Source organism: uncultured Nisaea sp., from assembly GCF_963974195.1.
Lineage (GTDB): Bacteria > Pseudomonadota > Alphaproteobacteria > Thalassobaculales > Thalassobaculaceae > Nisaea.
Window position 1 is genome coordinate 1 of record NZ_CAXBDC010000025.1, and the last position, 22348, is coordinate 22348.

General features: G+C 62.3%; 21 protein-coding genes and 1 tRNA gene. 14 read left to right on the plus strand and 8 right to left on the minus strand.

From position 1 onward, the window contains the following. From AAC126_RS07680 to AAC126_RS07690, 3 genes are all read left to right on the plus strand, one after another. Positions 1–427 (plus strand): sulfotransferase domain-containing protein (locus AAC126_RS07680; RefSeq protein WP_339851789.1); only part of this gene is annotated, 427 nt, incomplete at its 5' end. A 20-nt stretch (positions 428–447) separates the two neighbouring features. Further along, positions 448–2379, plus strand: a complete 1932-nt coding sequence (locus tag AAC126_RS07685; RefSeq protein WP_339851792.1) for a sulfotransferase — start codon at positions 448–450, stop codon at positions 2377–2379. Next, the gene (locus AAC126_RS07690; protein WP_339851794.1) at positions 2372–3067 is read left to right on the plus strand and encodes a YggS family pyridoxal phosphate-dependent enzyme; all 696 of its coding nucleotides are present in this window, start codon (positions 2372–2374) and stop codon (positions 3065–3067) included. The genes AAC126_RS07685 and AAC126_RS07690 overlap by 8 nt, the downstream gene beginning before the upstream one ends. Here the strand turns inward: AAC126_RS07690 and AAC126_RS07695 are convergent. The 3 genes from AAC126_RS07695 to ribA form a co-directional block, all read right to left on the minus strand. Next, on the minus strand, positions 3064–3603 hold the full coding sequence (locus tag AAC126_RS07695) for a L,D-transpeptidase family protein (RefSeq protein ID WP_339851796.1): 540 nt from the start codon (positions 3601–3603) through the stop codon (positions 3064–3066). The two genes, AAC126_RS07690 and AAC126_RS07695, sit on opposite strands and share 4 nt — an antisense overlap. 46 nt (positions 3604–3649) lie before the next feature. Further along, positions 3650–4579, minus strand: coding sequence for a hypothetical protein (locus tag AAC126_RS07700; protein WP_339851798.1), 930 nt, complete (start codon positions 4577–4579; stop codon positions 3650–3652). Positions 4580–4654: 75 nt separating this feature from the next. Beyond that, positions 4655–5812, minus strand: coding sequence for a GTP cyclohydrolase II (gene ribA, locus AAC126_RS07705; protein WP_339851801.1), 1158 nt, complete (start codon positions 5810–5812; stop codon positions 4655–4657). Positions 5813–5911: 99 nt separating this feature from the next. Between ribA and AAC126_RS07710 the strand changes: the two genes are divergently transcribed. From AAC126_RS07710 to AAC126_RS07730, 5 genes are all read left to right on the plus strand, one after another. Then, positions 5912–6781: an alpha/beta hydrolase gene (locus AAC126_RS07710; protein ID WP_339851803.1), complete on the plus strand. Its 870-nt coding sequence runs from the start codon at positions 5912–5914 to the stop codon at positions 6779–6781. A gap of 13 nt (positions 6782–6794) precedes the next feature. Then, the gene (locus tag AAC126_RS07715; RefSeq protein ID WP_339851805.1) at positions 6795–7100 is read left to right on the plus strand and encodes a DUF427 domain-containing protein; all 306 of its coding nucleotides are present in this window, start codon (positions 6795–6797) and stop codon (positions 7098–7100) included. Between the two features lie 68 nt (positions 7101–7168). Beyond that, entirely contained in the window at positions 7169–7858 is a 690-nt protein-coding gene (locus tag AAC126_RS07720; RefSeq protein ID WP_339851879.1) for a response regulator transcription factor, read from the plus strand. A 114-nt stretch (positions 7859–7972) separates the two neighbouring features. Beyond that, entirely contained in the window at positions 7973–8806 is an 834-nt protein-coding gene (locus AAC126_RS07725; protein WP_339851806.1) for an MBL fold metallo-hydrolase, read from the plus strand. A gap of 85 nt (positions 8807–8891) precedes the next feature. Then, complete coding sequence (locus AAC126_RS07730) at positions 8892–9671, plus strand: class I SAM-dependent methyltransferase (protein ID WP_339851808.1); 780 nt, start codon at positions 8892–8894, stop codon at positions 9669–9671. A gap of 29 nt (positions 9672–9700) precedes the next feature. On the opposite strand, the gene AAC126_RS07735 is transcribed toward AAC126_RS07730, so the two are convergent. Further along, positions 9701–9775: transfer RNA gene (locus tag AAC126_RS07735), tRNA-Gln, on the minus strand. Between the two features lie 124 nt (positions 9776–9899). On the opposite strand from AAC126_RS07735, the gene AAC126_RS07740 reads away from it, so the two are divergent. The 3 genes from AAC126_RS07740 (at position 9900) to AAC126_RS07750 (ending at position 13833) form a co-directional block, all read left to right on the plus strand. Next, a complete protein-coding gene (locus AAC126_RS07740) occupies positions 9900–10304 on the plus strand; it encodes a hypothetical protein (RefSeq protein ID WP_339851810.1) in 405 nt (134 codons plus the stop codon). A gap of 164 nt (positions 10305–10468) precedes the next feature. Next, positions 10469–11359, plus strand: coding sequence for a hypothetical protein (locus tag AAC126_RS07745; RefSeq protein ID WP_339851813.1), 891 nt, complete (start codon positions 10469–10471; stop codon positions 11357–11359). 131 nt (positions 11360–11490) lie between these two features. Next, complete coding sequence (locus tag AAC126_RS07750; RefSeq protein WP_339851815.1) at positions 11491–13833, plus strand: peptidoglycan-binding protein; 2343 nt, start codon at positions 11491–11493, stop codon at positions 13831–13833. Here the strand turns inward: AAC126_RS07750 and AAC126_RS07755 are convergent. From AAC126_RS07755 to AAC126_RS07765, 3 genes are read right to left on the minus strand one after another with little or no spacing between them, the layout of a single operon-like run. Then, positions 13830–14732 (minus strand): 4-(cytidine 5'-diphospho)-2-C-methyl-D-erythritol kinase, encoded by a 903-nt coding sequence (locus AAC126_RS07755; protein WP_339851817.1) that lies wholly within the window; start codon positions 14730–14732, stop codon positions 13830–13832. The two genes, AAC126_RS07750 and AAC126_RS07755, sit on opposite strands and share 4 nt — an antisense overlap. Further along, positions 14725–16461 (minus strand): tetratricopeptide repeat protein, encoded by a 1737-nt coding sequence (locus AAC126_RS07760; RefSeq protein WP_339851819.1) that lies wholly within the window; start codon positions 16459–16461, stop codon positions 14725–14727. Before AAC126_RS07760 ends, AAC126_RS07755 begins: the two co-directional genes overlap by 8 nt. A 55-nt stretch (positions 16462–16516) precedes the next feature. Continuing rightward, positions 16517–18151: an electron transfer flavoprotein-ubiquinone oxidoreductase gene (locus AAC126_RS07765; RefSeq protein WP_339851822.1), complete on the minus strand. Its 1635-nt coding sequence runs from the start codon at positions 18149–18151 to the stop codon at positions 16517–16519. A gap of 110 nt (positions 18152–18261) precedes the next feature. Between AAC126_RS07765 and AAC126_RS07770 the strand changes: the two genes are divergently transcribed. The 3 genes from AAC126_RS07770 (at position 18262) to moaB (ending at position 21763) form a co-directional block, all read left to right on the plus strand. Beyond that, positions 18262–19122 carry a uracil-DNA glycosylase gene (locus AAC126_RS07770; RefSeq protein WP_339851825.1) on the plus strand — a complete coding sequence of 287 codons (861 nt, stop codon included), beginning with the start codon at positions 18262–18264 and terminating at the stop codon, positions 19120–19122. A gap of 228 nt (positions 19123–19350) precedes the next feature. Then, on the plus strand, positions 19351–21225 hold the full coding sequence (locus AAC126_RS07775; RefSeq protein ID WP_339851827.1) for a lytic transglycosylase domain-containing protein: 1875 nt from the start codon (positions 19351–19353) through the stop codon (positions 21223–21225). Continuing rightward, on the plus strand, positions 21212–21763 hold the full coding sequence (gene moaB, locus AAC126_RS07780; protein WP_339851829.1) for a molybdenum cofactor biosynthesis protein B: 552 nt from the start codon (positions 21212–21214) through the stop codon (positions 21761–21763). Before AAC126_RS07775 ends, moaB begins: the two co-directional genes overlap by 14 nt. On the opposite strand, the gene AAC126_RS07785 is transcribed toward moaB, so the two are convergent. Next, the gene (locus AAC126_RS07785) at positions 21717–22346 is read right to left on the minus strand and encodes a TIGR04282 family arsenosugar biosynthesis glycosyltransferase (protein ID WP_339851831.1); all 630 of its coding nucleotides are present in this window, start codon (positions 22344–22346) and stop codon (positions 21717–21719) included. The two genes, moaB and AAC126_RS07785, sit on opposite strands and share 47 nt — an antisense overlap. Between the last annotated feature and the right edge of the window lie 2 nt (positions 22347–22348).

Below are 22348 nucleotides of genomic sequence, written 5' to 3' on the forward strand. Positions count from 1 at the left end.
CTCGGGACTGCAGACCACGCGGACCAGTCCGGCGGCGGTCTTTCAGGTCCTGGGCACCTGGACAGACCATTACCGCAGCTGGCACGCGGTGGAGAATTTCAATCCGCTGACACTGAAATACGAGGACATGGTGAAAAGCCCAATGAAGGCTTTTGGCTCATTCATGCGTTATCTTGGGGTGCCGAAAAACCCCCAGCGGCTGAAGCGGGCGATCAAGAACAGCAGCTTTTCCGTGGTTTCCAGCCAGGAAAACCAAAAAGGCTTTCGCGAGCGGGTGCACCAGTCGCAAAAATTCTTTCGATCCGGCGGCGTTGGCGGGTATCGCAAGATATTGAACGAGGATCACGTCAAGCGCCTGACCGATCGTCACTATGATCTGCTCCTGGAACTTGGCTACGTTACAAAGTCCGGAGTTCCCCGTGTCTGAACCCAGCGGTCCTGAAGCCCATGTCCGCTCCACCACCTGATTTCGAGCAGGTTCAGAAGCTCGCGGCCACCGGGCGCTGGCGCGAGGCGCGGGAGCGTTATGCCCGCATCCTCCGGAAAGCAGGCAAGGACTGGCGGCCTTTTTATATGGCCGGCATGCTTGAAGCCTCGGGCGGTGATTTCGATCGGGCAGTGAAAGCGTTGGAGAAAGCCCGCGCCCTGGCACCTGGCGAGCTACATGTGGCTGTAAATCTGGCTCAGGTTCATTTGCATCGCGGGAAACCTCGCGATGCCCTCAGTCTTCTCGATCCGCTTACCAGTCGTTTTGGCACAAGCCCGGCAGTGCAGAAACTCTACGGCACAGCATTGCTGGAAGCGGGCCGCGACGAAGAGGCTGTGACTGCATTAGAAGTGGCGTTGCGTCAGGGAGAGGACCCAACGGTGCTGAATAACCTTGCCTTGATCTACCGGGGCATGGGTGACCTTCGGCGCGCTGTCGCCATGCTGGAGCGCGCGGCTAAGCAGGATGGCGGAATAGAGATCCGGAGCAACCTCGCCAGCCTCTATCTTGCGACCGGCCGGTTTGATGACGCCAAGTCTTTGTTCGACGGGATCGCCAAGCAGGGCAGTACCGATCCGCGGGCCTTGCGTGCTCAGGCGATTTTTGCCCGCGATACCGGAAATGCGGAGCAGGCGGTGCGTCTGGCAACCCGCGCCCTTTTGCTCGATCCGGCACAGGGCGCGTCCTATACGATGCTGGCTGAACTGCATGACCGGATATCGGATCTGGAGAAGGCACTTTTGCTCGCGCGCCTGGGCCTCTACCTGTTCCCGTCCGATCATTATCTGGCAGCATTGCAGGGCAGGGCCCTGCGGCGTCTGAAACGGTTTGACGAAGCCGCAGCCGGGCTGCGTAAAGCTCTGGAAGGGGCCATGGCCGGTCCCGACACGCACCGGCTTGGGTTCGAGTTGGCGCAGGCTCTCGACTCCCTCGGCGATCACGCCGGTGCCTTTTCCTGGTTTGAGACCGCGAACCGGACCCAACTCCAACAGTTTCGCGGCGGGCTCGCCGACCCGAAGCGGGCATTCGCTGAAGTCGCCGCTCTCAGCGCGGCTTTCGAGCACGCTCCGGCATGGGCTGCCCGGGCGCCGCAGCCAGAGGCTGGTGAAGCAGATCCTGTGTTCCTGATAGGGTTCCCCCGCTCCGGCACGACATTGCTCGATCAGGTTCTTGATGCTCATCCCGCTGTTGAGGTGCTGGAAGAGCGTCCGCTGATCACTGGCCTGGCGGCACGACTTGGAGAATTGGCGGGTTATCCCGGGGCGCTGGAAGCTCTGCCGGAGACGGTGCGAGCAGAAATGCGGGCTGCCTACTTCGCGGAGCGGAACCGGTTTCTTGTGCCGTCCGACGGGGCGATCTATGTCGACAAGATGCCGCTCAACATTGTGCATGCTGGCCTGATTATGAAAATCTTCCCCCGGGCGCGATTCATCTTGGCGCTGCGACACCCCTGCGATGTCTGCCTCAGTTGCCTGATGCAGAATTTCAGTCTTAACCATTCAATGGCGGTCTTCTGCTCGTTGTCCGATACGATCCGCTTTTATCGCGAGGTGTTCGCGCTCTGGCAGCGATATGTGACGCACTTGAAGCCCGCCTTCGTTACGGTGAAGTACGAGGACATGACCCGCGATCTGCGCGGGGCGGCGGAGCCGGTTCTCGATTTTCTCGGCCTTGATTGGGATGAGCGCGTGATGGACTTCCATGAGCATGCGCGCCAGCGCGGCTATATAGCGACACCGAGCTATGCCCAGGTGACCCAGCCGCTCTACGGTCATGCCGTGGCGCGGTGGAAGCGGTACGGTGAGGTAATGGCTGTGGCGGCAAAGGAACTAGGGCCGGAAATAAAAGCCTTTGGATATGAGGACGAGAGCAATGGAACGGCAAATGGCTGAGGCGGGCGCGACGGTTGATGTCGGGGCCAACCTCCGGGCTGTGAAGGCACAGATCGAGGCCGCGGAGAAGGTGGCCGGCCGGGCGCCGGGAGAGGTCACGCTGGTCGCGGTCGGCAAGGTGCAACCGGTGCAGAAGGTCGAGGCGGCCCTCGCCGAAGGGCAGCGCATTTTCGGCGAGAACCGGGTGCAGGAGGCGCAGGGAAAGTGGCTGGAGCTGAAGGCCCGCTATCCCGATGTGACGTTGCATCTGATCGGCCCGCTGCAGACCAACAAGGCAGCGGATGCCATCGCGCTCTTCGATGTGATCGAGACGGTTGACCGGCCCAAGCTGGCCCGGGTTCTGGCTGCGGAGATGAAAAAGCAGGGCCGGATGCTGGAGTGTTTCGTTCAGGTCAATACAGGCGAGGAGGACCAGAAAGCAGGCGTCCTGCCGGGTGATGCGGATGCGTTCATCGAGGTGTGCCGGAACGAGCATGGCCTGAATGTTGTTGGCCTGATGTGCATTCCTCCGGCGGATGACGAGCCGGCGCTGCATTTCGCCCTGCTGCGGGAAATTGCCCGGCGGCACGGCCTTGAAAAGCTGAGCATGGGCATGAGCGGGGACTATGAGATCGCGATCGAATTCGGGGCGACCCATGTGCGTGTCGGCACGGCCATCTTTGGCGACAGGCTGAAACCCGCCGGTTAAGACGGCCCGGTTTTGTTCGCAAGTTCCGCCGGTACAACAACGGTGCCGCTGCCGCCGGTCTGTTCCAGGATCTTCAGCAGGTCCGGAAGGGCCAATGCGATGCAGCCTTCGGTTCCGGTATAACCCGGGCGCGCCACATGCATGAATATCGCGCTGCCCCGGCCCGGAACCGGCGGTGCGTCGTTGTAGCCGAGTTCCACAACCACATCGTAGACCGTGTCCTGACGCATCAGGCGCTCATGAGAGTGCGGGTAGGGAAGTTTGACCAGCTGGTTGTAATGCTCCGGATCGGCCGGATCGTCGCTCCAGCCATGATCCGCTTCAATCGGGATCGCGTCGGGGCATCCCGGAATAGGTTCTAGACGATCTGCCCGGTAGAAGATTCGGCGGAAGGGGAAGCGCCCGACTGGTGTCGCGCCATCTCCCTCGCGCTTGTCTTCATGGATGCCGCCTTTGCCGATAGCGCAGGTCAGAGCCCGGTCATACAGCACGATGCTATGGGAGCCGTTTTGCTCACGGCGGAGAATGAGATCCAAAGAGGGCACTCCTGATCAGACGCTGGAAAGTGGCGTCTGAATAAGTTTACCCGACGCCGCTACCGCTGACTTTCATGGTTCCATATTTATCGAGCGCCTTCATCATCCAATCCGCCAATCCAGCGCGCTGAGACGGATCGACAGGCAGAGCCTGCTCGCTTGCCGGTGCTTGAGCGCCACGGGTTTTCAAGCCCGGCTGCACCAGGGACGGCAAGGCCGGACCACGCCGCCGTGTCGCTGTTTTCTCCTGGCTGCTGCGGATCAGGGCATCGAGGCCTCCTCCGGAAACCGCTTGCATGCCGGTGACGGACTCCGCAGCGGGTTGCGTGATCACACCGCTGGTCCAGTCAACGGAGCCGCTGCCTGGCGTCGGGGCTGTAAGCGCGCTTGCCCGGGCATAGGCTACCATGGCTTCAGGTGTCATGGCGGCATCCGCGTTGGCGGCCTGTACGCCTGGAACAGCGAAACTACGTTGATGGGCAGCTGGTGTAATCGCGCCATTGTTCGGAGCGGGAGTCGGGATTGGCGCTGAAGTTTGTGGTGCTTCAGCCAGCAAGACCTCTTCTGCCGGGAGAGTATTGGAATTTGCTGGTGCGGTTCCACTTCCCTTAAGTTCAGCGACCATCGTCGCGCCGATATCGGAGCCGTTTTCGGCTTCGAACATAACGTTCGCAACGCCAGCCACCAGACCTGCGGGGCCGCCATAGAGCGCGCCTCCCGCGGTACGAGCCGCGGGTGCAATCGTGTCGCCGGTGAATTCCCGATAGAGGGTGGAAACAAATGGCAGGTGCTGCAGCGGATTTATGATGTCGACGAAATCGTCGAAACCGAAACCGTCAGCACCCCAGCCGCCATCATCGGCTGCGGAAGCAGCCTGCGCCGGCTCGTACATATCCTCTTTAAGGTCCCGTTCCCCACTTGGGGAGGACTGCGACCACCAGGCCGGTTGTGCCGCTGACGTTTGACTGACATCCATCGCGAAGGCTCCTTTGCCCCGCTTTGATGCAAGCCGCGTACCACTGACTGGCAGCGCTGTAAAAACCCGGTTTTCCTAGAAAAGATGGCCTGTACGGGTCGCTTTGGTCCGGAGATAGCCTTCGTTATGACTGTTGGACGGGAAAATATGAGCCACCCGTTCGACCACATTGACCCCTGAGCTCCGGAGCTGGGCAATCTTTTCCGGATTGTTCGTCATCAGCCTGACAGCTTCGACGCCGAGCTGATGCAGCATTTCGGCGGCGGTCAGATAGACCCGTTCGTCCGCTTCGAAACCAAGCTGCTCATTTGCGTCGACCGTATCGCTGCCGAGATCCTGCAGCTGGTAGGCGCGGAGCTTGTTGATCAGCCCTATATCCCGGCCTTCCTGCGCCAGATAGAGCAGAATTCCGGACCCCTGCTTGCCAATCTCCCGGAGGGCGCCGCGCAGCTGGTCGCCACAGTCGCACCGCAGGCTGCCGAGCAGGTCGCCGGTCAGGCATTCGGAATGCAGGCGTACCAGAACAGGCTGGCTGACATCCGGCTCGCCAACGACGATGGCCAGGTGCTCCTCCCCGCCATCCGCCGGACGGAAGGCGACAATGCGGGAGTCTTCGGCATCCGCCAGGGGCACGCGCGCGGCGGCGACCCGGGTGAGGCGCCGCGCGCTTTCCTCGACGTAATCTTCGGTGTCCGAAACGCTGACTGAGAGAAGGCCCTGTCCATGTGCCCAGGATTCGGCGTCGGCGACTTTCACGTCAGTCAGTCGGGCCACGACGACAGACGGCAACAGGCGCGCCCATTTGGAGAGTTGAACCGCCGCCGGTCCAAGCCGGCCCGCGCGCACGGGGACCACGGTCAGACCACGGCCGGGCGCAGCGAATTTTTCCGGCTCGAACAGAGGGTCCGCGATCTGCCGGATCAGGGCGGCGTCAGCGCCTCTGGGCAGAGCCATGCTGGAATAGGGCGGCAATTCCCGGTTTCCGGTGATATCGCGCGCCCGGTTCTTGGGGACGATCACCGAGGGCAGGCTGCCCGCGAGACGGACCATGGTGCCGAGGCCGCTTTCATTTGCCATTTCGGCGGCGAGCACCAGCAGCACGCTTTCCTCGGCGGAGCCGTGCAGCAGGATCAGCCCACCACGGCGCAGCTCGGAGATAGCGCGGTCAACATGGGTCTGGGTCGGTGAGCCTGTGGGCACGCCCGTACCCTGAATGGGGAGTGTGTCTGTCATGGACCGCATCATCTTCCGACCGCGCTGGAGGTCAAGCACCTTGAACCGGCTTTGTGCCTCCCGCACTGTGAGGCTGGATGTGCACAAATGGACCGGGACATGACTCTTTTCAATTCCTATGACCGCGCCGGGCTTGATCGTGAATACGACAATCGGGCGAAAGTCGCCAATAGCGCTGAGGTTTCAGCGCGCTGGGAGGCGGCGAGCGCCGATGTGCGCAAACAGTTTTCCGCCGATCTCGACCAGCCTTACGGCGATCATCCGCGCCAGTGCGTCGATGTTTTCCCCGCCGGAAAACGGGACGGGCCGGTGCTGATTTTCATCCACGGCGGCTATTGGCACATGCGGGACAAGTCGATCGCGCATTTTCTGGCGCCGACTTTCATTGCGGCGGATATCAATTTCGTCTCTGTCGGCTACCGTCTGTGCCCGGAGGTTACGGTGGCGGATATCGCCGATGATATTCGTGCGGCCATTGCCTGGGTAAAGGACAATATCAGCCGCTTCGGCGGCAATCCGGGGCGTCTGTATCTGGCGGGCCATTCGGCTGGCGGCCACCTCAGCGCGCTGATGGGCGGGCCGGCTGGAGTTCCGGCGGGAACCCTCAAGGGTATTTGTTCTGTGAGTGGTCTGCATGACCTGGAGCCAATCCGGCTCTGCTATTTGAACGATGTACTCTCTCTGTCGGAAAAGGATGCCGCCGCCCTCTCGCCGATCCGGCTTGTGCGCGAGGCGACGGATGCCGGAATGCGCCTGCCGCCGCATCTGCTCACGGTCGGCAGCCTCGAGGGCCCGGAATATCTGCGCCAGCGGGACGAGCTCGCGGGGGCCTTGAGAGAGAAACGGCAGCCGGTTGAGTGCATCGATTTGCCTGATCGCGATCATTTTACCGCACTTGAAGCCTTCGGCGATCCGCATCATCCGCTGTGTCTGGCGATGCTCCGGCTTATTCTGGCGCCATCTTTCTGAAGGAGCGCGAGTGATGTTCGATCAGGTTCTGGTGGCGCGATTTGGCGAGACGGAGATTGCCCGGGCGGCCGAACGGGACACCGTGACGGTTGAGGGAAGTGTGTATTTCCCCCCGGATTCCGTACGTTTCGAGCTGTTGCGGAAGACCGCCACCCGGACGCGCTGCCCATGGCGCGGCGAAGCGGTCTACTATGATGTGGTCGATGAAACCCGGGTTTCCCCGGACGCGGCCTGGTCGTATCCGCAGCCGGGCCGGAAGGCAAAGCGCATCGCCGGGTTCATCAGTTTCTGGAAAGAGGTCGAAACCGGGCCGGTTTAAGCCTCTGGTATTCGGCCCTCTTTCTCCTTAAGTGTGGACCGGTACATAGCAACGGGTCGTGGTCGATGATGGTGAACGGTAAGAAAGTCCTGTTGGTCGAGGATGACGAAGCGCTTCGGGTGACGCTCAGCGAACAGCTTGAGCTGCACGAGGAATTCGTGGTCAGCGCGGTTGAAAACGGGGCTGCTGCACTGGAAACGGTGAAGTCCGCACATTTCGACCTGATACTGCTTGATGTTGGTCTTCCGGACATGGATGGACGCGATGTCTGCCGGCTGATCCGGCGCAACGGCGTGAAATCGCCTGTTGTCATGCTGACGGCCCAGGATGGCGATGCGGACACCATTCTCGGTCTTGATGCCGGGGCTAACGATTATGTCACCAAACCCTTCAAGATCGCCGTCCTGCTAGCCCGGATGCGGGCGCATCTCCGGCAGCATGAGCAGAGCGACGACGCGCTTTTCACGATCGGCCCGTACAGTTTTCGGCCCAGTGCCAAGCTGCTGATCGACGAGGCGCGGAACAAGAAGGTCCGGCTGACGGAGAAGGAAACCGCGATCCTGAAATATCTCTACAGGACCGGCGGGCGCATGGTGAAGCGCGAGACCCTCCTGAACGAGGTCTGGGGATATAATGCGGGCGTGACCACGCATACGCTTGAAACGCATGTCTACCGGCTTCGGCAAAAGGTGGAGATCGATCCGTCCAACGCACAGATTCTTGTGACCGATCCCGGCGGGTACAGACTGGTCCCCTGATCCTGGTCGGAGCCAAATAGAGGCTTGTACTGATTTAACCTTTTCACGCTGCCCCCGCTCATGCAGACTTGGCGCTCTTAATATCCGGCTGTGGATTATGGGTTGGGGATTGCCGTGTCGCCGGGAGAAGAGTTTTTTGTCCGGATCTGGGGCGCCCGCGGAAGCATTGCCTGTCCGGGGCCTGAATTCGTGCGCTATGGCGGGAACACCGCCTGTCTTGAAATCCGCTGCGGTGGCCGGGTTTTCATCCTCGATGCGGGAACGGGCCTGCGGAATCTCGGCATGATGCTGGACAAGTCCGGCCCGGTGGATGCGGACATCCTGTTTACCCACTCCCATCTCGATCATATAGGCGGCCTGCCTTTCTTCACGTCGGCCTTCAAGAAGGGCAATGTCTTTCGCATCTGGTCCGGGCATCTGGGAGGCCGGGCGAGCATGCGCGAGGTGATTGCGCGGCTGATGTCCTCTCCGCTCTTTCCGGTGCCGCTGGAGATCTTTCAGTCGGAGCTGGAATTCAAGGATTTTACAGCTGGTGACACGCTGAGTTTAGCGCCGGACATTTCCGTGCGGACAGCGCCGCTCAATCACCCGCAGGGCGCTGTCGGGTATCGCTTCGATTATGGCGGCAAGTCGATCTGCTATATCACCGACACGGAGCATCGTCCCGGCGAGCCGGACCAGAATATCCTCGCGCTGGTGCAGGATGCGGATGTGATGATTTACGATGCCTGCTACACGGATGAGGAATTTCCCAAATTCGTCGGCTGGGGACACTCGACCTGGCAGGAGGGGATCCGCCTTGCCGATGCGGCCGGGGTCAGGAAGCTGGTTCTTTTCCATCATGACCCGAGCCACACGGACGATAAAATGGACGAGATCCTTCGCCAGGCCGATGAGCGCCGCCCCGGCACCGTAGCGGCCTCTGAAGGCCTGACGATTACCCCCTGATATGACCAGACAAAACCCGACCAACAGAAGTCACGCATGGCGCCGGCTTCGTCTCGGCCTGAGCACGATTCTTGGCATAAAACCAATGGGTTACTTTTTGCCCTACCGGTATGCCGCAGATGTCCCCACACACGGTAGTCGGTACGATTGGATCGAGGAGCGCTTCGGTGGCGATGCGCTACCGGCGTTCTCCGGAATGCTTTCCGATATTGACCGCTACCGGGATGCGCTACAGGCGATAGGCAACCAGCAGCCGCCGGAGCCGCGCTGGCGACAGGACTGGTTTCCGGGCCTCGACGGGGCTGCCGCTTACACGCTTGTGCGGGAACGCCGTCCGGCGCGCATTCTGGAGATCGGCTCGGGCCACAGCACCCGTTTCCTGGCCCGTGCCGTTCGCGATGGCGGCCTTGAAACCGGGATCACCTGTGTCGATCCGGTACCGCGCGCTTCTCTTGCCGGTACCGGCGTGCGTTTCCTTGAGCACACGATCCAGGATGTGCCCCGCGACAGCCTGCCGGAGCTTGGCGCGGGCGATGTGCTGTTTCTGGATTCAAGCCATCTGGCCTTGCCGGGCTCCGATGTCGATCTGGTGCTGAACCATCTGCTGCCGACCTTGCCGGCGGGTGTGCTGGTTCACATCCATGACATTGTGCTGCCCGACCCCTATCCGGAAGCCTGGGCGTGGCGAACCTATAACGAGCAATTGCTGGTGGCGGCTCTGCTGAGCGGAGGCGGGTTCCGGCCGGTTTTCTCGAGCCACTATGCCCGCACACGCATGCTCGGCCGGGATGGGGTGCCGGCGCTTGACTGGCTGCCGCTGCAACAGGGCGCGCTGGAGACCAGCCTCTGGCTTGAGAAGCTATAGCTGTGTTCAGTTTTGGATGTTTTTTGGGATGGCTGGGGCGGCAGGATTCGAACCTGCGCATGGCGATACCAAAAACCGCTGCCTTACCGCTTGGCTACGCCCCAATCGGGCGGGAAGATAGTCAGAAATCAGAATCCATGCAACAGCTTCGGCCCAGGTTACTTAACATCCCGGCCCGAAGGCGCTAGACTCCTATGATCCTTTTGCTTTTTGGGGATGAGGATCGTCATGTCCAAACCAGTTCTGCCGTGGAGCCTGAAGGGTGTGTCGCCCGAAGCGCGCGAAATCGCGAAAAAGGCGGCGGCCCAGCAAGGCATCACCATCGGAGAATGGGTCAGCCGCGCCATCCGGGACGTTGGCCCGGATCAGCAAGCCGGCACTCTGCCGGATGAGGCCCCGGCATCTGGCGAGACCTCCCTGTCAGCTTCCGCGGAAATGGATGGCGACGTCGTGCGTGATGCCGTGCGGGCTCGGATCTATGACTCGGAAGAGCGGGTCGCGCACATGGTCGGCCCGTTGCAGGATATTATCGAACGGCTCTCCCGGCGCCTGACGCGTATCGAGGAGAAAATAGAGGACAGTCCGGCGCCGCAGGTCGAGCAGGCCGATCCGCGCCGTCTTGATGGCTGGTAGCTCGCACTTTTGCTGGATGTATGGCCGGTAGGGAGTGTCGGTCATATTAAGGCCTCCGCGTTACCAGTAGTACACGGAAACCCTTGCCTTACCGGGTAACCTTTGGTAATTTTCGTACCGTTCGGTGGCCCGGTCTCCGAAACAAGATAAAGGCAGGGTGTCGGGTGTCAGGTAAATCTCCTTGGAGTGTAAAAGGTATCTCGGCGGAAGACCGCGAGGTCGCGAAGGTCGCGGCCCGGAAAGCGGGCGTGCCGATCGGTGTCTGGCTGAGCGAGCAAATCCGGCAGGCCTCCGAAGAGACACCGCCGCCTGACCAGCCGGCCGCGGAACAGGCCAGGATGCCTGTGGATGAAAATCGGCAGCAGGCACGCGCGCCAGAGCAACCCGCATATTCCCCACAAGAGCATCATGCCGGGGAACGTCCACCTCAGGATCGTTATTCCCCGCAAGACCGCCGGCGCAGCAGTGGATCGGTCGATCCGCGCTTTGCATTCGGGCGCGGGCAATGGAGCGTTGCGGAAGAGGTCGTCGACAAGGGCATGGTGGCCAATGCATCCGCGGGCTATCCATGGCAGTTCCGCAATGCCCAGCATCCGCCCCCGGCAATTGCCGCCTCGCATATACCCGCGCCGCACGCACCCGCTAACGCTGGTTATCCGGCGCCGATGCCGCAGGCTCAACACATGCCTGTGCCTGTCTCCGCTCCCCAGCAGACCGGTCTGTCCCGCGAAGAGGCGGAGGCGATGGAAAAACGTGTTGAGAGCCTCGAGGGCCGGCTCCGGGATTTGCAGCAGCGGATCAATAGCGTCGAAGACAAGACGCTTGCCCGGTTCGAGCCTGTTCTTGAGAAGATAGAAGCCCTCACCGCCGAACTCGACCGGATAGACGCCAAACCGGCGGTGATTTCGCAAGGCGGCGATGCGTCTTTCTCGACGGCGCCGATAGAACGCGCGGTGATGCGTCTGTCCGAGCGGCTGGGCCGGGTGGAACAGACCGTCCTGCCGGGCTCCAGGCGTGGCCGTGGTTTCTTTTCCCGCCTTTTCCGTCGTGGGTAGCGCTACCTTCCGGAACTGTATAAATTGAATGAAAGCCATAGGTTAGCCGGGTCGGGAAGGACCACTACTTGGACTGTTTCCCGTAATCCCGCGCATCCCGTAACGTGAGGCGCGCAACGTGAGGAGTGCCGGTGGTTCGTAAGCCAACGACATGGAGCATCAAGGGTATCGAGGAAGATACCCGTGATATCGCCCGTGCTGCGGCTGAACGGGATGAGCAGACCATTGGGTCATGGATCGATTATGCGATCCGTGTGCATGGCGGCCAGCGGCCGCGTGAAGCCGGGAGCGATGAAAAGGCGGCTCCGGAAACCGCGCCGAGAGGTCCGGCAACTCAGGCGGCCAGCACGCCGGCATCTGCTCCGGCTCCGGGACTTACGGACCAGACCGTGCTCGACATCATCGACCGGGAGCTGGACGCATCGACCAATCGGCTCGACCGGGCTCTGCGTCCGATGGGGCTTGCGCTGCTCGATCTGGCCGAACGGATGGTTTCCGTCGAGCAGGACCATTTCGGGCAGGCCCGCTTAGGGGAGGGCCGCAGGCTCGAAAATGCCGGTGCGCTTGGGTCGGATGATGCGGCTGACGACGATTTCGGGCCGGAATTGCCTCCGCACGCGGAGGAGGAGCTGCCGGAAGAGCCGGAACGATACGACTCAGCGGACCACAATGTGCCGCCAGAGCCGGAACAAGCACCGCCTCCGCCGTCCCACGATCTGGTTCCTGATTTCGACACTCTCGACGTGCCGATGCTTCCTGTCGAGGAAACGGACCGGGCCCGGGAAATAGACCGGCGCCTGCGGGCGCTTGCCGGTGAGGTTGATGCCGTCGATGCGGTGGACACTGATCCGCCGCCGCCCACGGGAGATCTGGGGCCGGCAGAAATTGTCATGGATGTGCCGCCGCCGGTTACTGAGCGGGCACCGGATCTTGAGCTTCCGATGGCATTCCGGGGGGTTCAGAAGGCCGCTTTTGACTCTGATCCGGAAGCGGTGGCCGGTGAAGATGCCCGGGGCATGCGCACCCGTCGCCGCCGCCGGGTGCGGAGATTTCTTCTCGGAAGTACGGGGCTCGCGATTGCTCTGGCGGCCGGGCTCTATGTTTTTGCGGGCCAGGTCGGGCTTGGACCGCTGCGGCATGAGCTGGACAGCCGCCTGAAGCCTGCCGCGCATAATGTTGTGAAGGGGGCGGCCCATATCTGGGACGAGGCGGCAGCCCGTGCCGTCCCGATGATCGACCAGGCCCGGACAGTGCTGTTTGGCTCCGATCATCCGGAGGAGCCGGAAACCGCCCCGTCTGGTGGGAATGAGGCGTCTCCGCCTGCGGAGCCGGTTGAACCCGCTCACTCTGCCAATGAAGAGATGCCCGCGCCCGATAACGTGGAGCAGGACAGGGCTTCAGCCCCGGCCGGCGCACCACAGTCTGGCGAACAGGAGGCAGCACAGCCGGCAATGGAGCCTCAGCCCCCGGCGCCCGAGGCTGTCACATCGTCAACGCCCGATGAAGGCCGGTCAGAGACAAACCGGGAAGCGGCGGCGGGCGAGGTTGCTCCGGAGCCTGCGCCAAGTGAGCCGCCGGTGCCGGTACCGGATGCGGCACCCGCCCCGAGAGTGTCGGAAGCGCCGCCGCCCGCCCCCGCATTGTCGCCCCGGCGCGAGAAAGATCCGGCCGATACGGTTGCATCCTTGCCGGCTGAAAGCGGACTGGAAAAAGCGGAGCAGCAATCTCTTGAACAGCGTGCCGATGCCGGGGATGCCAAGGCCCAGCACGATCTTGCTCTGGCCTATCTGACGGGTTCGGCGGGCACGCAAAACCCCGAGCGGGCCGGGGAGCTGTTGCGCGAAGCCGCGATCCAGGGCCTGCCCGGCGCGCAATACAATCTGGCTGTGCTTTATGAAACCGGGCAAGGGGTCCGGCAGGACGATGTCCGGGCCCTGCTCTGGTATCACTCTGCCGCCGAGCAGGGGCATCCGAATGCCCAGTACAATCTCGGGGTGATGTATGCCGAGGGCCGGGGCATTCCGCTGAATTTCGGGGAAGCGGCGCGCTGGTTCCAGGCTGCGGCCAAGCAGGGCATGGCGCGGGCGCTGTATAACCTCGCCGTGATGACCGACGAGGGTCTCGGTGTGCCGCAGGACAAGAAGAAGGCGCTGGAACTGTTTGCCGAGGCCGCGGATGCAGGCGACCAGCGGGCCATTGAAATGCTCTCGGGCCGTGGCGGGACCGGTGCGGAGACTGCCCCGGAACTCAGCGGTACGGAAGGCGTGCAGGCCACGGCTGATGCACCGGCCGCCATGGTCGCGGCGGTGCAGGGGGAACTTACCCGCCTCGGCTTCTATTCAGGACGGGTGGACGGGTTGATGGGGCCGAAGACCCGGGCCGCTATCCGGCATTTTGAGAAAGTTGCCGGAGACCCTGAAAACGGCGAGGCGACGGAGGCTTTGCTGGAGAAGCTGAAAGCGGCCAAGCCCTAAGCCTGAAGCGAAAAGCCGCGCAGAGAAGAATCATCCCAGTTTTTGAGTTCTCCGGCATGGCTCCAGCACGCCGGATGGGCATGCCGGAAGTGTTCTGCGGCCTTGTCCCGCTCTGCATCGCTTTCAAACAGCACGAAGCAGGTGGCACCACTGCCGGAAAGCCGCGCGCCAATGGCACCCGGCAGGTCGGACAATGCAGTCAATACCGGGCCGATCTCCGGAGCGACGGAGACGGCCGGCGCTTCAAGATCGTTGCGGCCAGCAAGGATTTCTTCTGAAAGGCCGGGCGGGGCCGATGCATCCCGCACGGCTTTCTGTCCCGGGGCCAACGCCCCGAAGACGGCCCCGGTGGGCACCGCGACCCCCGGATTGACCAGCAGAGCCGGATATCGGGGAAATGCAGGCTCTTCAGGGTCCAGCGTAACTCCCGTGCCGCGCATATACCGGCAGCGGGAGTCCAGACACACCGGAATATCGGCGCCGAGTGCGGCGGCAATCGCCTGGACGGGTGGCGCCATGGCCGCAAGTCCGTGTTCACCGGCCAGCAGGCGCAGGATCGCCGCCGCATCGGCCGACCCGCCGCCAAGCCCGGCGGCAACGGGTATGGCCTTGTGCAATGTGATTGAGAGCGGCGGCACCGGCCCGACCGCGTTGCGAAAAGCGGAGATCGCCCGCAGAACGAGATTGTCCCGGTCAAGGCTCCGGGCGAACGGGCCGACTGCCGACAGGCGGTCGGTCCCGGTTTCCGACGGTGTCACAACCAGCCTGTCATGCAGGTCCGCGAAGGCGACCAGGCTGACCAGATCATGATAACCGTCCGGACGTTTGCCCAGAATGGTGAGGCTGAGATTGAGCTTGGCGGGAGCGATCAGGGTGGCGGAATAGCCTGCTTCAGCCATTGCCTGACAAATGCTCGTCTTTGCCCGGGATCATGCCTTCCCGGAGTTTCCGGTCGAGCTGTGTCGCCAGTTCGGGATCCGGGTCCATTTCCAGCGAGCGGCGCCATTGATAGGCCGCTTCACGGTGACGCCCGACCCGCCAATAGGCGTCGCCGAGATGATCGTTTATGACCGCATCGCCCGGCCGGAGTTGCACGGCACGTTCAAGGTGCGGAACCGCTTCCTTGTGCTGGCCGGTGCGGTAGAGAACCCAGCCGAGGCTGTCCACGATATAGCCATCGTCGGGGCGCTGCTGGACGGCGCGCTCGATCAGGTCCTGCGCTTCCTTCAGGTTGCGTCCTTGTTCGACCCAGGAATAGCCGAGATAGTTCATGACATAGGGCTGTTCCGGCGCGAGCTTCAGGGCGGTCAGAAAATCGGCTTCCGCCCGCTCCCATTTTTTCGCCCGCTCCAGCGCGATGCCTCGTGTGTAATAGAGCGTCCAATCCTGTGCCGCGGCATCTCCGAGCTTGTCGAAGGCCTTGTCATAGACCGTAATCGCCGCGTCCCAGTCTTCACTTGCCCGCAATGTATCCGCCAGCCGGACCAGCACGGTTCCGTTGTCCGGATAGGTCTTGGCCAGATCCTGCAGCACGGCAAGGGCGCTGTCCCGGTCGCCTTCGGCATCATATGCGGAGGCGGTCCGGAGGCGGGCCATCATGTGATAGATGGAGTCCTGGCCGATACCGGCATAGATCTTCAGGGCATCGCCGTGCCGGCCGCGATCGTCGAGAATTTCGCCCACAAGCAGCCGGGCAAGCGGGAAGTCCGGCCGCATATAGAGCGCGAAGCGGGCGTAAATCAGTGCAATCTCGCTGCCCCGGTCCCGTTGCAGCGCGCTGGCGATATCGAAGAGTGCCTCCGCGACGCCGTCGCTGGCACTTGAGACCAGACCCTTGGCTTGCTGTCCTGCTTCCGCGGCGGCGAGTGCTGCCGTCAGAGCCTCCGTGTTTTGATCCGAGAGATCGCCATCGGCCAGGATTTCCCGGGCCCTGTCACCATGCCCGAGTTTCGCGTAATGCAGCGCCGCACCGATGCGCAGACGTGCGGGGGGACGGTCCATACCTTTCAACGCCGCCTTGAAGGCTGTGTCGAGGGCTGTGAAATCACCTTTCAGCGCGGCGATATATCCCGCATGCAGCTCGGCAAGGAGGCCGAAGCCACCCTGTTTGCGTATTCCGTCGAGATGCGCTTCGGATGCCGCCCAATTGCCGGTGCCGGCTTCGACCCAGGCCAGCAACAGCGGGCGCAGTATCTGGGTCAGCCGGGATTCCGCGAGCGCATCGAGATGCGCGCGGGCAGCGTCGTAATCGTTCTGCTTCAGGGCCGTGAGCGCAAGCGCGAGCCGCCCGAAAGCATTGCTGTCCTGCAGTTTGACCAGTTTTTCGGCCAGATCCAGGGCCTCGGCCGTCTTGCCATCCACGACTTGCGCCAGGAAGGCCCGTTGCATCAGCCCGGGATTGCCCGGGTCGGCCTCAAGCACAGCCGCGAAATTCTGGGCGGCGGCGCTGAGGTCGCTGGTCCGGTAGGCATGCAGGGCGTTCAGATAGTCGCCGGAGACAGTGTCGCGGATGGGCACGTCAGGCAGCGCGCCCGGCCCACCCGATCCCATTCCGGCACAGGCGGAAAGAGACAGAGCCGCCAGAACCGCACATATGGCGGCTCCTTTTCGCGATCCTGATGCAGTCATTGGGTTTGCCTCCGTCTCCGGCTCGTCGCCGTTCCGCGTTCGAGTATCCAGCCGATCACATATTCGGATAGTTCGGACCGCCGCCGCCTTCCGGCACCACCCAGTTGATGTTCTGGGTCGGGTCCTTGATATCGCAGGTCTTGCAGTGCACGCAGTTCTGCGCGTTGATCTGCAGCCTTGGGTTAGACCCGTCATCGTCCCGCATTATTTCATAGACACCTGCCGGGCAATAGCGCTGCTCCGGAGCGTCATAGAGCGGCAGGTTGTAATCAACCGGAATGCTCGGGTCTTTCAGGGTGAGGTGTGCCGGCTGGTTTTCCTCATGGTTCGTGTTTGAGAGAAACACGGATGACAGCCGGTCGAAACTCACTTTTCCGTCGGGCTTCGGATAGGCGATCTTTTCGCACTGTGCCGCCGGGCGCAAACTTTCGTGATCGTGATGATGGTGCAGGGTCCAGGGGCTCTTGCCCTTGAGCAGGGTTTCGACCCCGGCATTCGCCATGCCCATCAGGAAGCCGGCCTTGAAGCCGGGGCGGATGTTGCGGACCGCTTTCAGCTCGTCCCAGACCCAGCTCTTCTCCATCCGGACACGGTAATCGGAGATTTCCATACCGGCGCCGGCACCGTCCTTCATGGTGTCGAACAGGGCTTCGGCGGCCGTCATCCCGGACTTCATCGCGGTGTGGGAGCCCTTGATCTTCGGCACGTTCAGGAAGCCGGCCGAGCAGCCGAGAATGGCACCGCCCGGGAAAGTGATTTTCGGGATGGACTGGAAGCCGCCTTCGTTGATCGCGCGTGCGCCGTAGGAAATCCGCCGTCCACCTTCGAAGAAGGGGCGGATCTTCGGGTGCGTCTTGTAGCGCTGGAATTCCTCGAACGGACTCAGATGCGGGTTCTCGTAGTCGAGACCGAGCACATAGCCGACCGCGACCTGATTGTCTTCCAGATGGTAGAGGAAGGATCCGCCATAGGTCTTGCCGTCCATCGGCCAGCCGACGGTATGCACGACCAGGCCCTGCTGATGCACGGCCGGATCGACCTCCCAGAGTTCCTTGATGCCGATGCCGTAGGTCTGCGGATCGACGCCCTCGCGCAGGTCGAAGCGCTCGAACAGGGTCTTGGTCAGCGATCCGCGCACACCCTCGGCAAACAGCGTCTGCTTGGCATGCAGCTCGATGCCCTGGGTGTAGTTCGCGGTCTGCTCGCCGTCCTTGCCGATGCCCATGTCGCCGGTGGCGACACCGCGCACCGCGCCATTTTCATCATAGAGCACTTCGGCGGCGGCGAAGCCCGGATAGATCTCGACGCCCAGCGCCTCGGCCTGCTCGGCCAGCCAGCGGCAGACATTGCCGAGGCTGACAATGTAATTGCCGTGATTGTTCATCTGCGGCGGGCAGGGCATCTGGATGCCGGACTTGCGGGTGAGGAACATGAACCGGTCCTGGGTCACCGGCGTGTTCAGGGGCGCGCCGCGCTCCTGCCAGTCGGGAAACAGCTCTGCCATCGCCCGCGGCTCCATCACGGCGCCGGATAAAATATGAGCACCGACTTCCGAGCCTTTTTCCAGCACACAGACACTCAGGTCCTGGCCGTGTTCCGCGCTCAGTTGACGCAACCGGATGGCGGCCGACAGGCCGGAGGGGCCGGCTCCGACGATCACGACGTCGTATTCCATCGACTCGCGTTCCATGAACCTCTCCAAATCGTTTCTTACACAGGTTACTGTCTTACTTGGCACAGCTCTTTTGTCGCGACAAGCGACGCGAGATGCCGTGCGGCAAGATTGAGGGAACGAAATCAGTGGACTTAACGCCGGAACAGAATGCAATGCCGCCCGAGGTGCTGCTCGAATGGTATGTCGAGCTCGGCGCCGACGAGGCGATCGGGGATGTGGAAACGAACTGGTTTGCCGTGTCCCCGGCAGCCGCTGTCCCGGTGGCGCCGGCGGTGAATACCGGCGCTCCCGCCCCGGCCGCCCGGCAGGCACCGGCGGCGCCTTCTGGCGCCCCTGCTTCTGGTGCCACGGGGCAGGCCCGGCCCCGGTCGGGTGCTGAACCGGCAACGGACATCGCGGCCGGTGCGCTTGCCGCCGCCGCCCAGTCTCTTGGGGAATTGCGGGCGGCACTGGAAGGCCTGGAAGGGTTTCCGCTCAAGGTGACGGCGACGAACCTTGTCTTCGGCGAGGGTGTCGAGACGCCGGATGTCATGTTTATCGGAGAGGCGCCGGGCGCCGACGAGGACCGGCAGGGGCGTCCCTTTGTCGGGGCCAGCGGCCGGTTGCTCGACCGGATGATGCGGTCGATCGGCCTGGACCGGGCTGAAAACGCCTACATCACGAATATTCTGCCCTGGCGGCCGCCCGGGAACCGGGAGCCGACCGCCGCCGAAATCGCAATCTGTCTGCCCTTTATACGGCGTCATATCGCGCTGGTGCGTCCGCGCATTGTGGTCCCCGTGGGAGGGACGGCGGCAAAAACCCTGCTGGATCAGCGCCAGGGCATCATGCGCCTGCGTGGACGGCGCTTCGAATTCTCCGACCCGGACCTTGAACAGCCCTTACCGGCGGTGCCGTTGTTTCATCCGGCTTTCCTGCTGCGGTCCGCCGGCCAGAAGGCGCTGGCATGGCGTGATTTATTGACAATAAAGCAAATTATTCAATAAATTAGCGTGGTTCATTCAATTAATTTTATAGGAAAACAGCATTCGTTTCATTCATTATATATTTACTATATAAGTAGTTGATATTAATAAAAGTATTACCGTGTATTCACTCATTACATCAAAGCCCATACTTAAGTAGTTGTGGTAATTGACACGCATGCGTTAAGCGAAATCGCTGCTTGAGATTGGTCTTCGCATGCCCTACTTAGCGTGGTCATGACCGAAGCTGTGAAACCGAATCCTCGCCGGTTCAAGTGGTTCTCCATGCCGGTGATCGCGGGTGCGATTCTTGGCATTGCCGCGGCGATATCGACATATACGGGGCCTGTGGCCGCCGCCGCTCGCGGCGATGAGATGCTGTCGCGCGCCTCGGCTCTTGGTGTCGTGGATTCCGATCCGGTGGTGCCGCGTATTCGCTATGACATTGTCAGCGCTCTGGATGCGGAGCGGTATCAGGCCATTTTCACTCTGCAGGAAGCCGGAAACTGGAAGGCCGCGAACAAGTTGATCGCGGCGCTGGAAGACCGGGTTCTGATGGGCCATGTGCTGTATCAGCGTTACATGCACCCGACGGCTTACAGGTCTTCCTATAAGGAGCTGAAAAACTGGATGGCGCATTATGCGGACCATCCGGGTGCCCGGAAGATCTACAGGCTGGCCTTGAGCCGGAAGCCGAAGAACTGGAAGGCGCCTGCACGTCCCCAGAAGGGATATCTGACCGGCAGCGGCGCATCCCAGGTGAATGGCGCGGTCGAGCCGCAGCAGCACCTGTTCCGCAATGGCCCCAAAGTGTCCCGCCAGGGGCGCCGGGTGATCCGGGAAATCCGCCGTTTCGTTCGTAACGGATACCCAACGGGTGGGGTTAAATATCTCAATTCCAAGGCCGGGCGCTCCCTTGGCGGCACGGATCGCGCCCATGCGCTGGCAGAGATCGCGCATGGCTATTTCGTCTTCAATGTTGACGATAAAGCCATTCGTTACGCTCTCGAAAGTATCAAGCTTTCGAAAGGCCTGATCCCGACGGCGCACTGGACGGCGGGTCTTGCCCTGTGGCGTGAGGGCCGGCATGACGAGGCATCCGGCCATTTCGAATCCCTGGCCCGGGCCCCCGATGTTTCCCGCTGGGTGAAGGCGGCCGGTGCCTATTGGGCATCGCGCGCCCATCTTGCTGAACGGCGGCCACGGCAGGCGACGCTCTGGCTGGCCCAGGCGGCGACTCACTCGGCGACGTTCTACGGTCTTCTGGCGCGCCGCGCGCTTGGCATCGACATGCCGCTCGACTGGACATTGCCGGAGCTGGACGCGGACACAAGGGACGCACTGATCAATTCCAATGGCGGGCGCCGGACCTTTGCCCTGCTGCAGATCGGCCGGACCGATCTGGCGGAAAAGGAATTACGCCGGCTTTACCCGGTGCTGCCCGACTTCATGCATGGTGCGATCATGACGATCGCCGTCGGCAACGGTATGCCGGGTCTTGCCATGCGAATCGCGGGAATCCTTAAGGCGCGGGGGGATCGCCCCTATTATGCGGCCTTTTATCCCCTGCCTGATTGGCAGCTCGATTCCATCGCCGGGATCGACAAGGCGCTGATCTATGCCATTGCCCGGCAGGAATCCAAGTTCAATGCGACGGCCCGCAGCGGGCGCGGGGCGATCGGCGTGATGCAGATCATGCCGCGCACGGCGGCCTTCGTTGCCAATGACCGCAGTTTCCGCAGCCGGGACGGCCGCAAGGCATTGATGGATCCCTCCCTCAATCTGAAGCTCGGGCAGGAATATGTCGGCCATCTGCTGAAGCAGGACAGTGTCAATGAAGGCCTGTTCCAGCTTCTGGCGGCTTACAATGCGGGCCCGGGCACGTTGCGGAAATGGACGCGGAAGCTCGATTTCAAGGAAGACCCGCTGCTGTTCATCGAATCCATCCCGCGTCACGAGACGCGCGAATTCATCGAACGGGTTCTGACCAATCTGTGGATGTACAGGCTGCGTCTCGGCCAGCCGGCGCCGTCGCTGGATCACATTGCCGCCGGATCGTGGCCGCGTTATGAGTCGATAGACATTTCGCAGCAGCCTGGCGGCCCGAAACATGCCCGGAATTGATGAGTCCCGTCCCTTCGTTCCCGTTAACATCGCGATCCTGACGGTCTCGGACACCCGCACTCTTGATGATGACCGTTCCGGCGACACGCTGGTCCAGCGGCTGACCGGTGCCGGTCATGTCCTGGCGGACCGGAAGATCGTGACGGATGACATTCCGGCGATTGCCGGGCAGCTCACATCCTGGATCGATGATGACGGCATCGACGCGGTGATCTCGACCGGCGGCACCGGATTGACCGGCCGGGACGTGACGCCGGAGGCCTTCCGCTCCGTCTTCGAGAAGGAAATCGAGGGCTTTGGCGAGCTGTTCCGCTGGCTCAGCTTCCAGAAAATCGGCACCTCGACCATCCAGTCGCGGGCCATCGCGGGGGTTACGCGCGGGACTTATCTTTTCGCCCTGCCGGGTTCCACAGGTGCCTGCAAGGATGCCTGGGATGATATTCTGGCAAATCAGCTCGATATCCGGTTCCGACCCTGCAATTTCGTCGAGATCATGCCGCGCCTGCGCGAGCATGAGCTGTTCGGGCGCTCCGGCTGACGCGGCTTTTTGCTGCGGCCAGATCCGGGCCTTCGTCCACATCCTGCATTTCCGCGACAAAACCGGCCCTCGTGCCTGACCGAAGGCCGGCCACTGTGTCTTCAAGCGCCCACTCGGTGGACCAGCGGACATTCGTGAACGGGTTGCCCCTGTAACGCGGAGAGAAGCCGACCAGCCAGTATCCGCCATCGGCGGAAGGCCCGAACACCACGTCATTCTTCCCAAGCGCCCTGAAAGCCGCCGCGATGTGCCGTGGTTCGATCCCCGGAATATCGCTACCGATCAGCACGGCATGGCCTTTGCCGGTGCCGTGCAGGGCTTTGTGCATCCGTTGGCCGAGATCGCCGCGCGCCTGATGGCTGAACCGCCAGGGTTTCGGCCAGGGCCAGGCGGCGGCGTGGCGCGGTGCCGCGATGATGCGGCAGTTCCAGCGTTTCGCGAGGCCAAGCCGCCGCAGGGTCGCGGCAAGGTTCCGCCGGTACCAGCGGGTTGCGGCCCCGGCGCCGATATCCCGGGCGAGACGGCTTTTCACCAGCCCCCGGCGGGGCGTTTTCGCGAAGACGATAAGGGTATTGCGGGCCATCT

Bases quoted from the DNA above. Each gene is read 5' to 3' on its own strand.
- AAC126_RS07760 (WP_339851819.1), bottom strand. From the start codon at position 16,461: ATGACTGCATCAGGATCGCGAAAAGGAGCCGCCATATGTGCGGTTCTG.
- AAC126_RS07785 (WP_339851831.1), bottom strand. From the start codon at position 22,346: ATGGCCCGCAATACCCTTATCGTCTTCGCGAAAACGCCCCGCCGGGGG.
- ribA (WP_339851801.1), bottom strand. From the start codon at position 5,812: ATGACAGACACACTCCCCATTCAGGGTACGGGCGTGCCCACAGGCTCA.
- AAC126_RS07755 (WP_339851817.1), bottom strand. From the start codon at position 14,732: ATGGCTGAAGCAGGCTATTCCGCCACCCTGATCGCTCCCGCCAAGCTC.
- AAC126_RS07720 (WP_339851879.1), top strand. From the start codon at position 7,169: ATGGTGAACGGTAAGAAAGTCCTGTTGGTCGAGGATGACGAAGCGCTT.
- AAC126_RS07730 (WP_339851808.1), top strand. From the start codon at position 8,892: ATGGGTTACTTTTTGCCCTACCGGTATGCCGCAGATGTCCCCACACAC.
- AAC126_RS07715 (WP_339851805.1), top strand. From the start codon at position 6,795: ATGTTCGATCAGGTTCTGGTGGCGCGATTTGGCGAGACGGAGATTGCC.
- AAC126_RS07740 (WP_339851810.1), top strand. From the start codon at position 9,900: ATGTCCAAACCAGTTCTGCCGTGGAGCCTGAAGGGTGTGTCGCCCGAA.
- AAC126_RS07685 (WP_339851792.1), top strand. From the start codon at position 448: ATGTCCGCTCCACCACCTGATTTCGAGCAGGTTCAGAAGCTCGCGGCC.
- AAC126_RS07700 (WP_339851798.1), bottom strand. From the start codon at position 4,579: ATGGATGTCAGTCAAACGTCAGCGGCACAACCGGCCTGGTGGTCGCAG.
- AAC126_RS07690 (WP_339851794.1), top strand. From the start codon at position 2,372: ATGGCTGAGGCGGGCGCGACGGTTGATGTCGGGGCCAACCTCCGGGCT.
- AAC126_RS07710 (WP_339851803.1), top strand. From the start codon at position 5,912: ATGACTCTTTTCAATTCCTATGACCGCGCCGGGCTTGATCGTGAATAC.
- AAC126_RS07765 (WP_339851822.1), bottom strand. From the start codon at position 18,151: ATGGAACGCGAGTCGATGGAATACGACGTCGTGATCGTCGGAGCCGGC.
- moaB (WP_339851829.1), top strand. From the start codon at position 21,212: ATGCCCGGAATTGATGAGTCCCGTCCCTTCGTTCCCGTTAACATCGCG.